This window comes from Pseudomonas sp. UYEF17, assembly GCF_040546125.1.
GTDB classification, from domain to species: domain Bacteria; phylum Pseudomonadota; class Gammaproteobacteria; order Pseudomonadales; family Pseudomonadaceae; genus Aquipseudomonas; species Aquipseudomonas putida_Z.
Genome location: NZ_JBEPNE010000003.1, coordinates 458,503 through 475,055 on the forward strand (window position 1 = coordinate 458,503; position 16,553 = coordinate 475,055).

General features: G+C 63.7%; 18 protein-coding genes. 11 read left to right on the forward strand and 7 right to left on the reverse strand.

The genetic code is table 11. The features are described 5' to 3' along the window. Nucleotides 1-12: 12 nt before the first annotated feature. Both ABIB24_RS07470 and mdaB read right to left on the reverse strand, forming a co-directional pair. The gene (locus ABIB24_RS07470) at nt 13-909 is read right to left on the reverse strand and encodes a LysR family transcriptional regulator (RefSeq protein WP_061303631.1); all 897 of its coding nucleotides are present in this window, start codon (nt 907-909) and stop codon (nt 13-15) included. A gap of 183 nt (nt 910-1,092) precedes the next feature. Continuing rightward, on the reverse strand, nt 1,093-1,683 hold the full coding sequence (mdaB, locus tag ABIB24_RS07475) for an NADPH:quinone oxidoreductase MdaB (RefSeq protein WP_274079095.1): 591 nt from the start codon (nt 1,681-1,683) through the stop codon (nt 1,093-1,095). Nucleotides 1,684-1,837: 154 nt separating this feature from the next. On the opposite strand from mdaB, the gene ABIB24_RS07480 reads away from it, so the two are divergent. Then, complete coding sequence (locus ABIB24_RS07480; protein WP_003258316.1) at nt 1,838-2,152, forward strand: putative quinol monooxygenase; 315 nt, start codon at nt 1,838-1,840, stop codon at nt 2,150-2,152. Here ABIB24_RS07480 and ABIB24_RS07485 read toward each other — a convergent pair. After that, nucleotides 2,142-2,906, reverse strand: a complete 765-nt coding sequence (locus ABIB24_RS07485) for a sulfite exporter TauE/SafE family protein (protein ID WP_137162419.1) — start codon at nt 2,904-2,906, stop codon at nt 2,142-2,144. The genes ABIB24_RS07480 and ABIB24_RS07485 overlap by 11 nt on opposite strands. A 77-nt stretch (nt 2,907-2,983) precedes the next feature. Here ABIB24_RS07485 and ABIB24_RS07490 point away from each other — a divergent pair, with 77 nt between their 5' ends. The 7 genes from ABIB24_RS07490 to ABIB24_RS07520 all read left to right on the forward strand — a co-directional run bounded on the left by ABIB24_RS07490 (nt 2,984) and on the right by ABIB24_RS07520 (nt 9,950). After that, the gene (locus ABIB24_RS07490; RefSeq protein ID WP_274079094.1) at nt 2,984-3,865 is read left to right on the forward strand and encodes a LysR substrate-binding domain-containing protein; all 882 of its coding nucleotides are present in this window, start codon (nt 2,984-2,986) and stop codon (nt 3,863-3,865) included. A 249-nt stretch (nt 3,866-4,114) separates the two neighbouring features. Next, nucleotides 4,115-4,720, forward strand: coding sequence for a CDP-alcohol phosphatidyltransferase family protein (locus tag ABIB24_RS07495; protein ID WP_354316257.1), 606 nt, complete (start codon nt 4,115-4,117; stop codon nt 4,718-4,720). A gap of 30 nt (nt 4,721-4,750) precedes the next feature. Next, nucleotides 4,751-6,505, forward strand: coding sequence for a bifunctional alpha/beta hydrolase/class I SAM-dependent methyltransferase (locus ABIB24_RS07500; protein WP_289514454.1), 1,755 nt, complete (start codon nt 4,751-4,753; stop codon nt 6,503-6,505). Continuing rightward, a complete protein-coding gene (locus tag ABIB24_RS07505; RefSeq protein ID WP_354316259.1) occupies nt 6,506-7,954 on the forward strand; it encodes a dual specificity protein phosphatase family protein in 1,449 nt (482 codons plus the stop codon). It abuts the gene before it with no gap. Further along, entirely contained in the window at nt 7,951-8,382 is a 432-nt protein-coding gene (locus ABIB24_RS07510) for a hypothetical protein (protein ID WP_137162422.1), read from the forward strand. Before ABIB24_RS07505 ends, ABIB24_RS07510 begins: the two co-directional genes overlap by 4 nt. Before the next feature lie 10 nt (nt 8,383-8,392). Continuing rightward, nucleotides 8,393-9,016, forward strand: a complete 624-nt coding sequence (locus ABIB24_RS07515) for a lysophospholipid acyltransferase family protein (RefSeq protein ID WP_025340660.1) — start codon at nt 8,393-8,395, stop codon at nt 9,014-9,016. A gap of 1 nt (nt 9,017) precedes the next feature. Next, nucleotides 9,018-9,950 carry a phosphatidate cytidylyltransferase gene (locus ABIB24_RS07520; RefSeq protein ID WP_137162423.1) on the forward strand — a complete coding sequence of 311 codons (933 nt, stop codon included), beginning with the start codon at nt 9,018-9,020 and terminating at the stop codon, nt 9,948-9,950. Between the two features lie 123 nt (nt 9,951-10,073). Here the strand turns inward: ABIB24_RS07520 and ABIB24_RS07525 are convergent, their stop codons facing one another. After that, on the reverse strand, nt 10,074-10,349 hold the full coding sequence (locus ABIB24_RS07525; RefSeq protein ID WP_003258414.1) for a metal/formaldehyde-sensitive transcriptional repressor: 276 nt from the start codon (nt 10,347-10,349) through the stop codon (nt 10,074-10,076). A 70-nt stretch (nt 10,350-10,419) separates the two neighbouring features. Between ABIB24_RS07525 and dmeF the strand changes: the two genes are divergently transcribed. Further along, nucleotides 10,420-11,361 (forward strand): CDF family Co(II)/Ni(II) efflux transporter DmeF, encoded by a 942-nt coding sequence (gene dmeF, locus ABIB24_RS07530; RefSeq protein WP_137162424.1) that lies wholly within the window; start codon nt 10,420-10,422, stop codon nt 11,359-11,361. A 96-nt stretch (nt 11,362-11,457) separates the two neighbouring features. After that, nucleotides 11,458-11,802: a cupin domain-containing protein gene (locus ABIB24_RS07535; protein WP_003258412.1), complete on the forward strand. Its 345-nt coding sequence runs from the start codon at nt 11,458-11,460 to the stop codon at nt 11,800-11,802. 150 nt (nt 11,803-11,952) lie between these two features. Here ABIB24_RS07535 and ABIB24_RS07540 read toward each other — a convergent pair whose 3' ends face one another. The 3 genes from ABIB24_RS07540 to ABIB24_RS07550 form a co-directional block, all read right to left on the reverse strand. Next, on the reverse strand, nt 11,953-12,675 hold the full coding sequence (locus ABIB24_RS07540; RefSeq protein WP_274079090.1) for a CatB-related O-acetyltransferase: 723 nt from the start codon (nt 12,673-12,675) through the stop codon (nt 11,953-11,955). A gap of 216 nt (nt 12,676-12,891) precedes the next feature. Continuing rightward, nucleotides 12,892-13,779 (reverse strand): 3-hydroxyisobutyrate dehydrogenase, encoded by an 888-nt coding sequence (gene mmsB / locus ABIB24_RS07545; protein WP_025340663.1) that lies wholly within the window; start codon nt 13,777-13,779, stop codon nt 12,892-12,894. A gap of 28 nt (nt 13,780-13,807) precedes the next feature. Further along, nucleotides 13,808-15,334, reverse strand: a complete 1,527-nt coding sequence (locus ABIB24_RS07550) for a CoA-acylating methylmalonate-semialdehyde dehydrogenase (RefSeq protein ID WP_354316260.1) — start codon at nt 15,332-15,334, stop codon at nt 13,808-13,810. A gap of 132 nt (nt 15,335-15,466) precedes the next feature. Here ABIB24_RS07550 and ABIB24_RS07555 point away from each other — a divergent pair, with 132 nt between their 5' ends. Beyond that, a complete protein-coding gene (locus tag ABIB24_RS07555) occupies nt 15,467-16,417 on the forward strand; it encodes a LysR family transcriptional regulator (protein ID WP_354316261.1) in 951 nt (316 codons plus the stop codon). The last annotated feature ends 136 nt before the right edge of the window (nt 16,418-16,553 follow it).

The window sequence follows — 16,553 nt, forward strand, 5'->3', positions numbered from 1 at the left end:
CGTTCAGGCAACTCAGCTGGCGTACATCGCCAACTTGCGCTGGATGAAATCGAGGAAGCACTGGATACGCAGCGCCAGCTGGGTGTTGCGGTAGTACACCGCATGGATCGGCTGGCGGTAGCCGTTGTTGGCTTCGCTCAGCAGCACTTGCAGGCGCCCGGTGCGGATGTCCTCGTGGGTCATGAAGTGCGACAGGCTGACGATGCCCTCGCCGGCCAGCGCCAGTTGGCGCAAGGTCTCGCCGCTGGAGGCGATCAGCGCCGGGCGGATGCTCCAGCGGTCACCCTGGGCATGGCGCAGTGGCCAGTGGTTGAGCGATTCGGGCTGGCTGAAGCCAAGCAGGCAGTGGTTGGCCAGGTCCTCGACCCGCTGCGGCGTGCCGTGCTGCTCGAGGTAGGCCGGGCTGGCCAGCACCTGTACCGGGCTGCATCCCAGGCTGCGCGCGTGCAGGCTGGAGTCGGCCAGTTCACCGATGCGGATCGCCACATCGGTGCTCTGCTCCAGCAGGTCGATGATCAGGTCGTCGGTATTGAGTTCCAGTTCGATGCCAGGGTATTGGCGGCGGAACTCGCCGATCCACGGCAGGATGGCGTGCAGCATGAACGGCGCGGCGGCGTTGATGCGCAGGCGCCCGGTGGGGGTCTGGCGGTTCATCGACAGGCGCTCTTCCATCTCGTCCATCTGCTCCAGGATCAGCCGCGCGCGTTCGAGGAAGAAGCGGCCCTCCTCGGTCAGGTCCATGCGCCGAGTGGTGCGGTTGACCAGCGTGGTACCCAGCTTGCCCTCAAGGCGCGAGAGGGTACGGCTGACGGCGGACGGAGTCTGGCCCATCTGCTCGGCAGCAGCGGAAATCGAGCCGCAGTCGATGACGGTGACGAATACCTGGAGTTCTTCGGATCGGGTTTTCACATCTGCGCCTGTGGTTGGTCTCTGCAGGGATTAGATAGCCGCTTGTCGAGGCCAAGTCCAGCGGTGCCTGTGCTGGCCTCTTCGCGGGCTTGCCCGCTCCCACAGGGATCACACAGATTTCAAGGACTGTGGAGTACCTGTGGGAGCGGGCAAGCCCGCGAAGAGGCCGGCACAGAGAAAACCTTACTGTGCCTTGCCGAACACCTTGTCCAGATGCGCCTCATAGGCCGCCAAAGCAGCCGGCACATCCGGCCGCTTCATCACATCCACTGCCAGGAAAGTCGGCAGCCCGGTCATGCCGAGGAACTGGTTGGCCTTGTGGAACGGGAAGTACACCGCGTCCACCCCCTTGCCCTCGAAGAAATCGCTCGGGTCGTCGAATGCCTGCTGCGGTGCATTCCAGGTCAGCGAAAGCATGTACTGCTTGCCGTGCACCAGGCCACCACTGCCGTACTTCTGCGAGTGGTCCGCACGGGTACGGCCGTCGTTGGCATACAGGCTGCCGTGGCCGGCGGTGAACACCTCGTCGATGTACTTTTTAACGGTCCATGGCGCGCCCATCCACCAACCGGGCATCTGGTAGATCACCACATCGGCCCAGAGGAACTTCTCCACCTCTTCCCGGGCGTCGTAGCCGCCGTCGATGAAGGTGTGGCGCACATCGAAACCGGCCCGGTCCAGGTGAGCGATGGCCGCTTCGTGCAAGGTCGCGTTGAGGCGACCGTCGGAGTGAGCGAACTGTTTACCACCGTTGAGCAAAAGGATCTTCTTCATGCGGGCCTCGCGGAAAATTCAGGCCGGCAGGTTAGGGGCTCGCGGGCGCGGGATACAGTAATGCATAGGCAAAATACAATTGACCTGAAGTCACGAATGAACAATACATTATTGCCTTAGAATCGCATCACCTCCCATCAACGAGTAGCGACCCATGAGTGAGCAGTACGCCTTCATCCTCAAAGCCAAGACCCGCCCGGAAATGGCTGAAGCGTTCGAAACCCTGTTCCGCGCCTACGTCGAGCCAAGCCGCCAGGAGCCGGGCTGCATCGAGTACCACATGCTGCGCGACAAGCAGGACCCGAGCCTGTTCGTGTTCTTCGAGGTCTGGGCCGACAAGGCCGCGCTGGATGTGCATTCGGCCCTGCCGCACATGACAGCGTTCTTCGAAAAACGCATGGACTACCTGGAACGCGACTTCGACATCCAGATGATCGACATGCTCAGCGCATCAAGCGCTAACCGCTGATCAGCAAATGGCCGCCGAGTGCGGCCAGGCCGATGAAGAAGCAGCGTTTGAACAGCAGCGCGCTGATGCGCTGACGCAGCCACTGGCCGGCCAGCATGCCGAGCAAGGCCGGCGCCAGCATCAGCAGCGAAGCACCCAGTGCCTGGCCACCCAGGGCATCCTGCCCGGCAAGGCCAACGGCCAAGGCCAGGGTCGAAACCGTGAACGACAGGCCCAGGGCCTGGATCATCTGATCCCGACTCAAACCCAGGCTCTGCAGGTAGGGCACAGCCGGTATCACGAATACCCCGGTCGCCGCCGTGACCACGCCCGTGACCAGCCCGCAAAGCGGCGCCAGCCAAGGCTCCCGCCTCGGTGCCAGGCGCAGGCCCGGGCCGACCAGCCCGTACAGCGCATACACCATCAAGGCCGCGCCCAGTGCATGTGCGGCCCAAGGGCCGCTGTTGATCCCCAGCCAGGCACTGCCCAGCAAGGTACCGACGAAGATCATCGCCAGCATCGGCCACAGGCGTGCCAGCAAACCCCGCAGGTGCCCACCGCTGGCCAGCTGCCACAGGTTGGTGAGGGTCGACGGCACGATCAGCAATGCCGCAGCCTGCGCTGGTGACATAGCCAGGCCCAGCAGGCCCATGGCGATTGTCGGCAGGCCGAGGCCGATCACGCCCTTCACCGCGCCGGCCAGCAGGAAGGTCAGTACCACCAGCAGCGACAGCGCTGGGCCAATGTTCTGGTAGAAAGCGAGCAAGGTATTCATGGGCCGATGATGGCGTGCGCCGGCCGGGGTGAAAATCTGCCATATACTCAGCCAGACTCTTGCCAGGACAGAGCCACATGCATTTCGACCTGATCGACCTCAGGCTGTTCCAGCACACCCTGGAGTGCGGCAACATCACCGCCGGTGCCAGCCGCAGCCATCTGTCGCTGGCAGCAGCCAGTGCGCGCATCCGCGCCATGGAGGCATCGCTGGGCATCCCTTTGCTGGAACGCAACCGCCGTGGCGTACAAGCAACTCCGGCCGGCCAGGCACTGCTGCAGCATGCCCGGCTGATATCGCAGCAGGTCGAGCGCCTACAGTTCGACCTGGGCCAGTACGCGCAAGGGCAGCAGGGCCAGGTGCGCCTGCTGTGCAACACGGCGGCACTCACGGAGTACCTGCCAGAGCTGCTGGCCGGCTACCTGGCTGAAAACCCTGGAGTCAGCGTGGACGTGCAGGAGTTGCCGAGCCTGCGCATCGTGCAGTCGATTACCCAGGGCATGGCAGACCTGGGCATCGTTTCGACCGCCGCACCCAGCGCGCACCTGCAGACCCGGCCGTTTCGCGAAGACCCGTTGGTCCTGGTGACGCCGCAGCGCCACCCGCTGGCCAACGAGGTCGCGCCGAGCTTCATCGATAGCCTGGCCCATGGCTATGTCGGCCTGGGGGCTGGCAGTGCACTGGCGTTGTACCTGGAAGAGCAGGCACTGCGCGAGGGGCGGCGCATGCGGGTTCGAGTGCGTGCCGAAGGGTTCGATGGCGTGATCCGCATGGTTGCGGGCGGGGCCGGGGTGGGGGTGGTGCCGCTGGCTGCGGTGAAACGTTGGCAAGGGGTATTGCCGTTGCACTGGGTGGCGCTGACGGAACCATGGGCCAATCGCCGGTTGCTGGTGTGTGCACGCGATTTTGCGGCATTGCCGGGGTATGCCGCAGGGTTGGTAACCACCCTCACCCGCTGACGCGATCAGTATATTGCCTGCACTGCGCATGATCTGAAGCCCATGCGGTCGATGTGGGAGCGGCCTTGCGTCGCGAAAGGGTCGCGAAGCGGCCCCAGATTTTCAGCGTTGCAGCAGAAATTGCCGGGGCTGCTGCGCAGCCCTTTCGCGACACAAGGCCGCTCCTACATCGATCGCGTGCACAGTAAGTGCATTTTTTCGGCCGCTCGCACACAATCCTCCCATCGCACCACCGAAAAGGACTTTCCAGTGGCATCGATCTACCAGCTCAAACCGCGCTTCCAGGCCATGCTCCGCCCTGCTGTCCAGCGTCTCTACGACCGCGGTGTCACCGCCAACCAGGTCACTGTCGCCGCCGCCCTGCTGTCGATCATGCTGGGCCTGCTGCTGGCCGCCCTGCCCCATCTCACCTGGCTGTTCATCCTGATTCCAGTCTGGATGCTGCTGCGCATGGCACTGAACGCCGTCGACGGCATGCTCGCCCGGGAGTTCGGCCAGCAATCCACCCTCGGCGCCTACCTCAACGAACTGTGCGATGTGATCGCCGATGCCGCGCTGTACCTGCCCTTCGCCCTGCTGGCGGGTGTATCGCCAACCTTGGTCGTACTCGTGGTGCTCAGCGCCACCTTCAGCGAATACGCCGGTGTCATGGGCCCGCTGGCCGGCGCCTCACGGCGCTACGACGGCCCCATGGGCAAGAGCGACCGGGCGTTCGCCTTCGGCGTGCTGGGTACCGGCGTCGCCTTCGGCGTGCTGAACGGCGCCTGGATCAACGGCTTGTTGCTGGTCATCCTCGCACTCTCGCTCTATACCCTCTACAACCGGGTTCGCCAGGGGCTGGCCGAAACCCGCTGAGCCCACTGCCGTCGTAAAAGGATGTCGACCATGCGCCAAGCGCAAGCGCTGCACTTCTCCACCCATGACGGCGTCGAGCTGCACTACCGTCACTGGCCTGCCACCCGTAACCAACACCAACCACGCCGGGCCGTGGTGATGTTCCACCGCGGCCACGAACACGGCGGGCGCATGGCCCACCTGGCCGATGAGCTGGACATGCCGGGCTACGATTTCTTCGCCTGGGATGCCCGTGGCCACGGCCAGTCGCCGGGCGCGCGCGGCGACAGCCCGGGGTTCGCCACCAGCGTGCGCGACGTGCAGACCTTCATCGAGCACATCCAGGCCCGCCATGGCATTGCCGAACAGGACCTGGTGGTGCTGGCGCAGAGCGTCGGGGCCGTGCTGGTCGCCACCTGGGCCCACGACTACGCGCCGAAGGTGCGCTGCCTGGTGCTGGCCTCGCCAGCGTTCAAGGTAAAGCTGTACGTGCCGTTCGCCCGCCCCGGCCTGAAACTGCTGAAGGCCCTGCGCGGCAACTTCTTCGTCAACAGCTACGTCAAGCCTCGCCTGCTCACCCACGACCCCGAACGGGTCATGTCGTATGTGGCCGACCCGCTGATCAGCCGGCCGATTTCGGTAACCATGCTGCTCGGCCTGTACGAAGCCGCCGACCGGGTGGTGGCGGATGCCCAGGCCATCCAGCTGCCGACCCAGCTGTTGGTGTCCGGTGCCGACTTCGTGGTCGAACGCCAGCCGCAGGAACGCTTCTTCGAACGCCTGGGCAGTGCGCGCAAGGAAATGCACATCCTGCCAGGCTTCTTTCACGACACCCTTGGCGAGCGTGATCGGGCCCAGGCCTTGCGGCGTATCGAGCGGTTCGTCGAACATTGCTTCGCCAGCCCCGCCGCCCTGCCGTCACTGCTCGATGCCGACAAGACCGGCGCCACCTGCGCCGAGGCCGAAAGCCTGGCCGCACCGCTGCCGCGCAACTCGCCCCGTGACCTTTACTGGCGTGCCACCCGCGCCGGGCTGCACCTGGGCAAGGGGCTGTCCGAAGGTGTGAAGCTGGGTTTCGATACCGGTTTCGATTCGGGCAGTACCCTGGACTACGTGTACCGCAACCAGCCGACCGGCAAAGGCAAACTTGGCCGCCTGGTCGACCAGAACTACCTCGACGCCATCGGCTGGCGCGGCATCCGCCAGCGCAAGCTGCACGTAGAGGAACTGCTGCGCCTGGCCATCGCCCGCCTGCGCGAACAGCAGCGGCCGGTGCACATCGTCGATATCGCCGCCGGTCATGGCCGCTACATCCTCGAGGCCCTGCAGGAACTCGAACAACTGCCGGACTCGATCCTGCTGCGCGACTACAGCGAACTGAACGTGCAGCAAGGCAGCGCACTGATTACCGAAAAGGGCCTGGCCGACATCGCCCGCTTCGTCCAGGGCGATGCCTTCGACCGCCAGAGCCTGGCCACCCTGGAACAACCACCGACTCTGGCCGTGGTCTCCGGCCTGTACGAACTGTTCGCCAGCAACCAGTTGGTAGGCAACTCGCTGGCCGGCCTGGCCGATGCGCTGGAAGATGGCGGTTACCTGGTCTACACCGGCCAGCCGTGGCACCCGCAACTGGAAATGATCGCCCGCGCCCTCACCAGCCATCGCGGCGGCGAGGCCTGGGTGATGCGCCGCCGCAGCCAGGCCGAAATGGACCAGCTGGTAGAGGCGGCGGGGTTCCGCAAGCTGGCCCAGCGCATCGATGAATGGGGCATTTTCAGCGTCAGCCTGGCACAACGGGTGCGCTGAATGAGCCCATCACGCGAGCCCGGGCTGATCCGCCGGGGCGTTTTCTGGCTTCTGCTGCTGGGGCCGCTGTTTTTCCTCAGCTACGGGCTGGCGAACAACCACACGGCCGGGCGCAGTGATGTCGGCAGCCTGGTGTTCGGCTGGGAAAGCCGCATGCCGTTGTGGCCGTGGACGATCATCCCGTACTGGTCGATCGACCTGCTCTACGGTTTGTCCTTCCTGCTGCCGCGCACGCGCCAGGAAATGGACCGGCACGCGCTGGCGCTGCTCACCGCGCAGCTGATCAGCGTCAGCTGCTTCCTGCTCTGGCCGCTGCGCTTCACCTTCGAGCGGCCGGAACTGGGCGGGGTGTTCGGCTGGATGTTCGATGTGCTGATGGGCTTCGACAAGCCGTTCAACCAGGCGCCTTCACTGCATATTGCCCTGCTGGTGATCATCTGGACGATGTTTGCCCGGCACGTGCAGCGCCAGCCCTGGCGTTGGCTGATGCATGGCTGGATGGCACTGATCGGGGTGTCGGTGCTGACCACCTGGCAGCACCATTTCATCGACGTGCCGACCGGGGCATTGGCGGGGTTCGTCTGCGTCTGGTTGTGGCCATATCGGGGGCAGCTGCCCTGGCAGCGGGTGCGCCTTGTGCGGGATGCCAAGCGTTGGCGGTTGGCGTTGTTCTATACAGTGGGTGGGCTGCTGTGCGCAGTGCCTGCCGTTGCGTTGGGCGGCGCCTGGCTGTGGTTGAGCTGGCCGGCCGTGTCGCTGGCTTTGGTGGCGCTGAACTATGGCGTGCTCGGTGCGGGCGGGTTTCAGAAAGGCGCCGATGGGCGCTTGTCGAATGCAGCCAGCTGGCTGCTGGCGCCTTATCTGGTGGGGGCGTGGGTCAACTCGCGGTTGTGGACCTGGCGGCACCCGCAGGCCGATGAAGTATGTGATGGCGTCTACCTCGGGCGGATTCCTGGGTGTGGCGCGCAGTTCGCTGCGGTGGTCGATTTGTGCGCAGAGCTACCGTGTCATGTTCAGGACAGCGCGGACAATTGTAGGAGCGGCCTTGTGTCGCGAAAGGGCTGCGAAGCGGCCCCAGCAATATCTGCTGCGAAGCTGAAAATCTGGGGCCGCTTCGCAGCCCTTTCGCGACACAAGGCCGCTCCTACACAGGTCGCGTCCGCCGTTGGCTACGCATGTTTTCCTACCCTGGACCTGATCGCCCCGGAAAGCCCATTGCTGCACCAGGCCGCCATCGCCATCGAACGCCTGCGCTCCCAAGGCCCGGTGCTGGTCTGTTGCGCCCTGGGCTATTCGCGCAGTGCCAGCGCCGTGGCCGCCTGGCTGGTGCTCACGGGCCGCTGCACTGATGCTCGCCAAGCCGAGGCGCTGATCCGCAAGGCCCGCCCCGGCGTGGTCCTGCACAGCGCACACCGCCAGGCCTTGCAACAGCTAGGGACACAACCATGACGCTGTACGTGGTGGCCAGCCTGCTGGGCCGTGGCAAACAACTGGAACGCCTGTCGGACGGCCTCACCCTGCTGGCCCTGGCCTACGGCCTGGCGCCCTTGCTGGGTGCAAAGTTGCAACCACTGGCCAGCCTGCTGTGCATTGCGCTGCTGGTACTAGGCGTGCTGCACAAGTACTGGGCCATTCGCGTGGCCCTGGATGCCGAACTGTTCGCCCGCCTCGCCGCCAGCCGCGACCTGGCGGCGGACACCCAGGCCCTGGACCACGCCCTGTTCGAGCTGAAGCTCAAACCGCAGGCCACCGATTCCCGCGCCTGGCCTGCACGCAGCCAGGCCGCGCTGGCCCTGTTACGCCGCCAGGCAGTGTGCCTGGGCCTGCAGCTGTCGCTGGCCTTGGCTACCCTGCTGACACTGCCTTTGAAGGGATGACTACCGATCCATGCTCGCCAACCTGACCGCCTACCTCATCACGTCCGCCGCCCGCCTGATCACCGGCGCCCGCGCCCTGTGGCTGGGCTGCACGCCGCTGCCGGTGCAACGCCTGTATTTCGCCAACCACAGCAGCCATGGCGACTTCGTACTGCTGTGGGCCTCGCTGCCGCAACCGCTGCGCAAGCGTACCCGTCCGGTAGCCGGCGCCGACTACTGGGCCAAGCCGGGCATTCGCGACTTTCTCATCCGCAAGGTCTTCAATGGTGTGCTGATCAACCGGCAACACAGCGCCGGCCAGGGCAGCCCGTTGCAGCCGATCCTCGAAGCCGTGGCCCAGGGCGACTCGCTGATCTTCTTCCCGGAGGGCACTCGCAATCTCGGCGACGAGCCGCTGATGCCGTTCAGGAGCGGGCTGTACCACCTGGCAGCAGCCAACCCCGAAGTCGAACTGGTGCCGGTATGGATCGCCAACCTCAACCGGGTGATGCCCAAGGGTCGCGCCCTGCCGTTGCCGTTGTTGTGCACATTGAGCTTTGGCGAGCCGCTGCACCTGCAGGCGGATGAAAGCAAGCAAGCCTTTCTCGAGCGGGCCAGCCAGGCCCTGCTGAACCTGGCCCCCAAGGATGCCTGAGATGGACGACAACACCCTTTCCCTGTTCGCCGGCATCGGCGCCCTGCTGCTGCTCGCCAGCGTGATCGGCCGCCTGCTCAAATGGCGCGCCGGCCCGGCACCGCACGCGGTGATCGACAACCTCAACGCCCGCATCAACGCCTGGTGGGTGATGGTACTGGTGATCGGCATCGCCTTCCTGTTCGGCAAGTACGGCGTGATCGTGCTGTTCTACGGCGTATCGTTCTATGCCTTGCGCGAGTTCATGACGCTCACCCCGACCCGGCGCAGCGACTACCCGGCACTGGTGGCGGCGTTCTACGTGGCGCTGCCGGTGCAGTACGTGCTGATCGCCATGGACTGGTACGGGTTGTTCAGCATCTTCATCCCGGTGTACCTGTTCCTGTTGCTGCCGATCCTGGCCAGCTTCGGCGGCGACACCACGCGCTTTCTCGAGCGCGCCTCGAAGGTGCAGTGGGGGCTGATGATCGCGGTGTACTGCGTGTCGTCGGTACCGGCATTGATGACCCTGGACATCCCGGGTTACGAGGGCCGCAACCTGCTGCTGATTGCCTGGCTGATCCTGGTGGTGCAGATCAGCGACGTGCTGCAGTACGTGTGCGGCAAGCTGTTCGGCAAGCACAAGGTAGCGCCCAACCTGTCACCATCCAAGACCGTCGAAGGCCTGGCCGGCGGCGTGGCACTGGCCACCCTGATCGGCGCCCTGCTGTGCTGGATCACCCCGTTCAGCTTCTGGCAGGCCGCGCTGATGGCGTTGGCAGTGAACGCCATGGGTTTCTTCGGCGGGTTGGTGATGTCGGCGATCAAGCGCGACCGTGGGGTGAAGGACTGGGGGCACATGATCGAAGGCCACGGCGGCATGCTCGACCGCATGGATTCGGTGTGCTTTGCCGCGCCGGTGTTCTTCCACTTTGTGCGGTACTGGTGGGCGTAATCATACCCCCTGGGGGTATAGGGGCCCCTGTAGGAGCGGCCTTGTGTCGCGAAAGGGCCGCAGAGCGGCCCCCGGACTCCAGCAGTGGTGCACAAATTGCTGGGACGTGCCTACCCACCTAATTCACTTGAGGTACGACCGCAACAACGTTGCCACCTTGTCCGCCTCGTCCTGCCGCTCCTCGGCACTCAGCCCGTCCGCCACCAGGTGTTCGCGGATATGCCCTTCCATCACTTCGGCCATCAGCCCGTTCACCGCACCGCGCACGGCGGCGATCTGCTGCAGTATCGCCAGGCAGTCCTTGTCCTGCTCCAGCGCTGTCTCCAGGGCGGCGGCCTGGCCTTTGATCTTGCGCACCCGGGTCAGCAGCTGCTTCTTGCTCTTCAGGGTATGTGCCATTGGGTTTCACACCATGCTAGGTATACTGGGGTATAGTATATTTCTCGACGTTCCGGGAGCATGATAAACCATGGCGACACAAACCTCAGACCGCTGGCAGCACAGCCACCAGTTCCATACCAGCAACCTGGGCGCCGAGCGCAAGACGCGCCTGGCCGTGTGGCTGACCGCGGTGATGATGGTGGCGGAAATTACCGGGGGCTGGTTCTTCAATTCCATGGCGTTGCTGGCCGACGGCTGGCACATGAGCTCCCACGCCCTGGCCCTGGGCCTGTCGCTGCTGGCCTATGCCGCCGCGCGGCGTTATGCCGGCGACCGGCGCTTTGCCTTCGGCACCTGGAAGATCGAGATTCTCGGTGGCTACTCCAGCGCCCTGCTGCTGCTGGGCGTGGCCGGGCTGATGGCATTCCAGTCGGTGGAGCGCCTGCTGGCACCGGGGCCGATCCATTATGACGAGGCGATCTTCATCGCCGCCGTGGGCCTGGCCGTCAACCTGATCTGCGCCTGGCTGCTGCGCGACGACCATCACCATCACGATCATCACCACCATGGCCACGACCATCACCATGACCACGGCCACCATCACCACGACCTGAACCTGCGCTCAGCCTACCTGCATGTGATGGCCGACGCCGCGACTTCGGTGCTGGCTATCGTCGCCCTGCTGGCCGGCAAGTACTGGGGCGCCGGCTGGCTCGACCCGGTCACGGGCCTGGTCGGTGCGCTGCTGGTGGCGCTGTGGGCCCGCGGGCTGCTGCGCGATACCGGGCGGGTGCTGCTGGATGCGGAGATGGACGCGCCGGTAGTGGAAGAAATCCGCGCGGTGGTCGCGCAGCTGCCGGTGCCGGCCAGTATCACCGACCTGCACGTGTGGCGCGTGGGCAAGGACCAGTACGCCTGCATTCTCGGCCTGGCCGCCCGGGCCGAACTCAGCGCCGACAGCGTGCGCCAGGCCTTGGGCGTACACGAGGAACTGGCGCACATCACCGTCGAGGTCAACCGCCTGACATAGCGCGACCAGACAGCTGGACGTCGAGCCCAGGCAACTGCGGCTCGGCCGATGGCCCTATGGTGACGAGTCATTCAGCCAGTCACCAGGAGTTGTGCCATGTCCGATTTCATCACCGTCCTGCGCGAAACCTGCCCGACGCCGGTCGTGGACGCCACCAAGTGGAAGCGCATCGGCGGCGATCCGCACACCGTCAACCTCAACGCCTATCTGTCGGCCGACGGCAGCAAGATCATGGGCACCTGGATCTGCACCCCGGGCAAGTTCGAGGTCAACTACGAGAAGTGGGAGTTCTGCCACTTCCTCGATGGCTACTGCATCATCACCCCGGAAGGCGAAGAGCCGAAGCACCTGAAAGCGGGTGATGTGTTCGTGATCGAACCGGGGATGAAAGGTACCTGGGAAGTGGTCGAGACCGTGCGCAAGTACTTTGTCTTTGCTTGATTCATAAGCGGACTTTGCCTGGTCATGTGGGATGCGCAAAAAGTCCCACATGACGCCGCTCAGGTTCAAGCATGATGATCAAAGGGGCCGCGGGTCGAATAAAATATCCTGCTGCAAGTATAACAGTGGCTTTCGGCGCATCGCCCTCGACTAGGAGTGGTCACTCTTCAAAGGTTTCACACCCTTCCGAGAAAGACAAACGACTCTGTAGTTGACTTTGTTTCGCGAGGTACGATCTTCGATAGCCCTCAGGAAACTTTCCGGGTCTGCCAGATTCAACTCTTTCAAGGTAGCGGTATCCAAATCCCACCACTCGCTGTCCATGAGCCTGGCAATGATGTCTTCAGCATGTCGATACTTGATGACTTTTGCCGGATTCCCACCCACGATCGCATACGGCGGCACATCACGCGACACCAAAGCCTGGGTCGCGATGATGGCTCCGGTCCCGACCTTCACGCCTGCAAGGACAGTGGCTCCGGCGCCAATCCATACGTCGTGACCTATCTGGGCAAGCGCTTCATCAGCTCGGTACTCCAGATTTCCTCCATCTTCATACTGAAATGGATGGGTACTTACCCAGGAGGATGGGTGTGTGTGTTTTTCCTGACCAAGGACACAATCGGAGCCAATGGAGCAAAATCGACCTATGGAAGATACAAATGAAAGATGGGTACCACTTCTAATATAGGTGTAAGCACCAATCCCAACTTGGGAAGATCGGATTTTTATATGGCCCAGCTGAACATATTCCTCTAGATCAGCACGGGCATATTTACTGAATGTTGATGGCCCGGCAGCAATCTTACCCCCGTGAGACCTGACTATTCGCTTGTAACGAGCGGTTTTGATTGACTCTATTATCTTGAACATGAAGATGGCTCGGGTTTCCCTATCTGGAAACTATAGCAAATTGACATCTTAGGTTGAAGATGCTTGTTGCCTGTGCAGATGTCAGTAAACCCATCACAATACGTGGAATAAATCTGGCCGCCCGCCGGCAAAAAAAAATCGCGGATCAGACGCCCTTCCCTCTGGTGCGCAGTTACAGAGGGAAGGCCGCCTGGCCCGCGATGAAGTCCTCGCTCGTCAATCTTTCTTGCGGTAACCCTCGACGATCGCCGAGAAGTCCTTGCCACCCTCGCCGCGCAGGCTCATGGCCTGGTACAGCTGCTGGGCCACGGCCCCCAAGATCACCGGTTGATGCGCCTGGCGTGCAGCCTCGGTGGCCAGCCCCAGGTCCTTGAGCATCAGCTCGGCGCCAAAGCCTCCGGTATAGCCACGCGATGCCGGCGCGGTTTCGATGATGCCCGGCCATGGGTTGTAGGTGTCCGAGCTCCAGCAACGCCCGGTCGAACTGTTGATGATGCCGGCCAGCACTTTGGTGTCGATGCCCAGCGCATTGCCCAGGGCCATGGCCTCGGACACGCCGATCATCGAGATGCCCAGCAGCAGGTTGTTGCAGATCTTGGCGATCTGCCCTGTGCCGACTTCACCGCAGTGCACGATGTTGCGGCCCATCTGCTCCAGTACCGGCTTGAGGGTGGCAAACAGCTCGGTGCTGGCGCCGACCATGAAGGTCAGGGTGCCTGCCGCCGCGCCGCCGGTGCCGCCGGACACCGGCGCATCGCCCATGTCCACGCCCTTGGCCGCTGCGGCCTTGGACACATCACGCGCAGTCTGCGGGTCGATGGTGCTGCAATCCACGGTCGGCGTGCCGGGGCGAATGCCGGCCAGCACGCCGTCTTCGTTCAGGTACACGCTGCGCACATGGGCAGCAGCCGGCAGCATGGTGATCACCAGCTCGCTGTTGGCCGCCGCGTCCTTTGGCGAAGGGCTGATCTGCCCGCCCAGTTCTGCCAGCTCGGCCAGCACGGCCTTGTTCAGGTCGAACAGGTTCAGTTGGTGCCCGGCCTTGATCAGGTTGCGGGCCATGGGTGCGCCCATGTTGCCGAGCCCGATGAATGCGATACGCATGACTCTCTCCTTAGCGCAGGCTGATGGCTTAGCGCAGGCTGATGGTGGTGTTCACACCGTCGTTGACGCTGTCATCATCGAACCAGCGGGCGGTGACGGTCTTGGTCTGAGTGTAGAACTGCACCACTTGCTTGCCGTACGGGCCGAGGTCGCCGAGCTTGGAGCCACGCGAACCGGTGAAGCTGAAGAACGGTACCGGGACCGGGATCGGGATGTTGATGCCGACCTGGCCGATGTCGATTTCGCTCTGGAACTTGCGCGCTGCCGCGCCGCTCTGGGTGAACAGGCCGGTGCCGTTGCCGAACGGGTTGGCGTTGACCAGGGCGATGGCCTCGTCGAGGGTATCGACTTCCAGGGTCACCAGCACCGGGCCGAAGATTTCCTGGGTGTAAACCTGCATGTCGGTCTTCACGCCCGAAAACAGGGTCGGGCCGATGAAGTTGCCTTGCTCGTAGCCCGGCACCGTGACGTCACGGCCGTCGAGTTCCAGCTTGGCGCCTTCCTTGATGCCACTTTCGATCAGGCCCAGCACACGCTCCTTGGCGCGCTTGGAAACCACCGGGCCGACATCGGTGCCTGGCTCGCAACCGGCATTGACCTTGAGCTTGCTGGCCGCGTCCTTGATATCCGGCAGCCATTCGCGGGCCTTGCCCACCAACACCGCCACCGAGGTGGCCATGCAGCGTTGGCCTGCTGCACCGAAGGCGGCACCGACCAGGGCGTTGACGGTTTGCGTGCGGTTGGCATCGGGCAGCACCACGGCGTGGTTCTTGGCGCCCATCATCGACTGCACGCGCTTGCCGTGCTGGCTGCCCAGGTTGTACACGTGGGTGCCCACTTCGGTGGAGCCGACGAAGGAAATCGCCTTTATGTCCTGGTGGGTGCAAATGGCATCCACCACTTGCTTGCCGCCGTGCACCACGTTGAGCACGCCAGCCGGTATGCCGGCTTCCAGCGCCAGTTCGACCAGCAGCATGGTCGACAGCGGGTCTTGCTCGGACGGCTTGAGTACGAAGGTGTTGCCGCAGACGATGGCCATGGGGAACATCCACAGCGGGATCATCGCCGGGAAGTTGAACGGGGTGATGCCGGCGCACACGCCGATCGGCTGGCGCAGGGTGTAGGTATCGACGCCGCCGGCAACGTTCTCGGCGAATTCGCCCATCTGCAGGGTGCCGATGGAGGCGGCGTGCTCGACCACTTCCAGGCCGCGGAAGATATCGCCTTCGGCGTCGGCCAGGGTCTTGCCCTGCTCGGCACTGAGGACTTGGGCAATGCGTTTGGTGTTTTCGCGGATCAGCGCCTGCAGCTTGAGCATGATGCGCATGCGCGCGCCGATCGGCGTGTTACGCCAGGTCTGGAAGGCACGTTGGGCAGCGGCCACGGCCGCGTCGACTTCTTCGACGGTGGCGAACGGTACGCGCGCCAGCACCTCTTGGGTGGCCGGGTTGACGATGTCGCGCCATTCGGTGGTCTTGGACTCGACCCATTGGCCGTCGATCAGCAGCTTGACCTGCTCGATTTTGGTCTGGTTAGGGGATTGCGGTGCGTTCATCTGCGTTCTCCTTGGAATTATTGTCGGGACGAGATCGCCATTGCCGGGCAAACGCGAGGTGGCGTCCTGAGGCTTGTTTCGAGTATAGATGTGCAAACATCCAACAAGAACGCACAAAAAAACCGGATCATCATGCAAAAAGACCTCACATCCCTGAGCGCGCTCAACTGGGACGACCTGAAGTTCTTCCTTGAAGTGGCGCGTACGCGCAAGGCCAGCAGCGCCGCCAAACGCCTGAGCGTGGACTACACCACTGTGTCGCGGCGCATCAGCTCGCTGGAGGGGGCGCTGGGCACCTTGCTGTTCGAGAAATCCCGGACCAACGGCTTTGTCCTCACCGCCGAGGGCCAGCGCCTGCTGGGCTATGCCGAGTCGATCGAGAGCACGCTGCACATGGCCTGCGAGCAGGTGTCCGGGTCGGGCGTGGCGTTGTCGGGGCATGTGCGCATGGGCTGCACCGAAGGCTTCGGCAGCTTCTTCGTCACCCCGCAGCTAAGCCACTTCGTCGATGCCTACCCGGCGATTTCGGTGGATATCCTGCCGCTGCCGCACTTCATCAGCCTGTCCAAGCGCGAGGCGGACATCGTCATCGCCCTGGAGCGGCCGGAGCATGGGCCTTATGTGTGCTGCAAGCTGTGCGACTACCGCTTGCGGCTGTATGCGACCCAGGGCTACCTGGACAGCCATGCACCGATCAACCAGATCGCGGACCTGGCCAGGCACCCGTTCATCAGCTACGTGGACGACCTGGCGTTCAGTTCGGAGCTGCTGTACTTGGCCAACCTGATCCCCAGCGCCAGCGCGCATTTGCGCAGTACCAGCGTGATTGCGCAGTACACGGCAGCGTTACAGGGGCGTGGGCTGGCGATCTTGCCGTGCTTCCTGGCGGCGCAGGACCCGCGGCTGGTGACGGTGTTGCCGGAGGAGATCGAGGTGACGCGGCAGTTCTGGATGTATTGCCGGGAGGATTTGCGCAAGTTGAAGCGGATTACCCTGCTCTGGGATTACATTCGCGGGGTGACGGAGGCGAATGCGCCGCTGTTGATGGGTGAGACCCGGGAGATGCGGTTTGCAGACCAGTGATCGACAAGGAGTAAGGGTTGCTCATCCTACCCACCGCTAGGGTGCAATGACAACGGTTTGTGACAGAGGTTGTGACAGCATTTGTGACAGAGGTTGAGCCAGTCCATGGCCGTCCCCTCCTCGGTGACCGGCTGTG

Coding starts and splice junctions, on each gene's coding strand:
- ABIB24_RS07485 (WP_137162419.1), bottom strand. CDS start 2,906: ATGAATACCTTGCTCGCTTTCTACCAGAACATTGGCCCAGCGCTGTCG.
- ABIB24_RS07555 (WP_354316261.1), top strand. CDS start 15,467: ATGCAAAAAGACCTCACATCCCTGAGCGCGCTCAACTGGGACGACCTG.
- ABIB24_RS07505 (WP_354316259.1), top strand. CDS start 6,506: ATGAGCCCATCACGCGAGCCCGGGCTGATCCGCCGGGGCGTTTTCTGG.
- dmeF (WP_137162424.1), top strand. CDS start 10,420: ATGGCGACACAAACCTCAGACCGCTGGCAGCACAGCCACCAGTTCCAT.
- mdaB (WP_274079095.1), bottom strand. CDS start 1,683: ATGAAGAAGATCCTTTTGCTCAACGGTGGTAAACAGTTCGCTCACTCC.
- ABIB24_RS07540 (WP_274079090.1), bottom strand. CDS start 12,675: ATGTTCAAGATAATAGAGTCAATCAAAACCGCTCGTTACAAGCGAATA.
- ABIB24_RS07515 (WP_025340660.1), top strand. CDS start 8,393: ATGCTCGCCAACCTGACCGCCTACCTCATCACGTCCGCCGCCCGCCTG.
- ABIB24_RS07550 (WP_354316260.1), bottom strand. CDS start 15,334: ATGAACGCACCGCAATCCCCTAACCAGACCAAAATCGAGCAGGTCAAG.
- ABIB24_RS07490 (WP_274079094.1), top strand. CDS start 2,984: ATGCATTTCGACCTGATCGACCTCAGGCTGTTCCAGCACACCCTGGAG.
- ABIB24_RS07500 (WP_289514454.1), top strand. CDS start 4,751: ATGCGCCAAGCGCAAGCGCTGCACTTCTCCACCCATGACGGCGTCGAG.
- ABIB24_RS07510 (WP_137162422.1), top strand. CDS start 7,951: ATGACGCTGTACGTGGTGGCCAGCCTGCTGGGCCGTGGCAAACAACTG.
- ABIB24_RS07480 (WP_003258316.1), top strand. CDS start 1,838: ATGAGTGAGCAGTACGCCTTCATCCTCAAAGCCAAGACCCGCCCGGAA.
- ABIB24_RS07535 (WP_003258412.1), top strand. CDS start 11,458: ATGTCCGATTTCATCACCGTCCTGCGCGAAACCTGCCCGACGCCGGTC.
- mmsB (WP_025340663.1), bottom strand. CDS start 13,779: ATGCGTATCGCATTCATCGGGCTCGGCAACATGGGCGCACCCATGGCC.
- ABIB24_RS07525 (WP_003258414.1), bottom strand. CDS start 10,349: ATGGCACATACCCTGAAGAGCAAGAAGCAGCTGCTGACCCGGGTGCGC.
- ABIB24_RS07520 (WP_137162423.1), top strand. CDS start 9,018: ATGGACGACAACACCCTTTCCCTGTTCGCCGGCATCGGCGCCCTGCTG.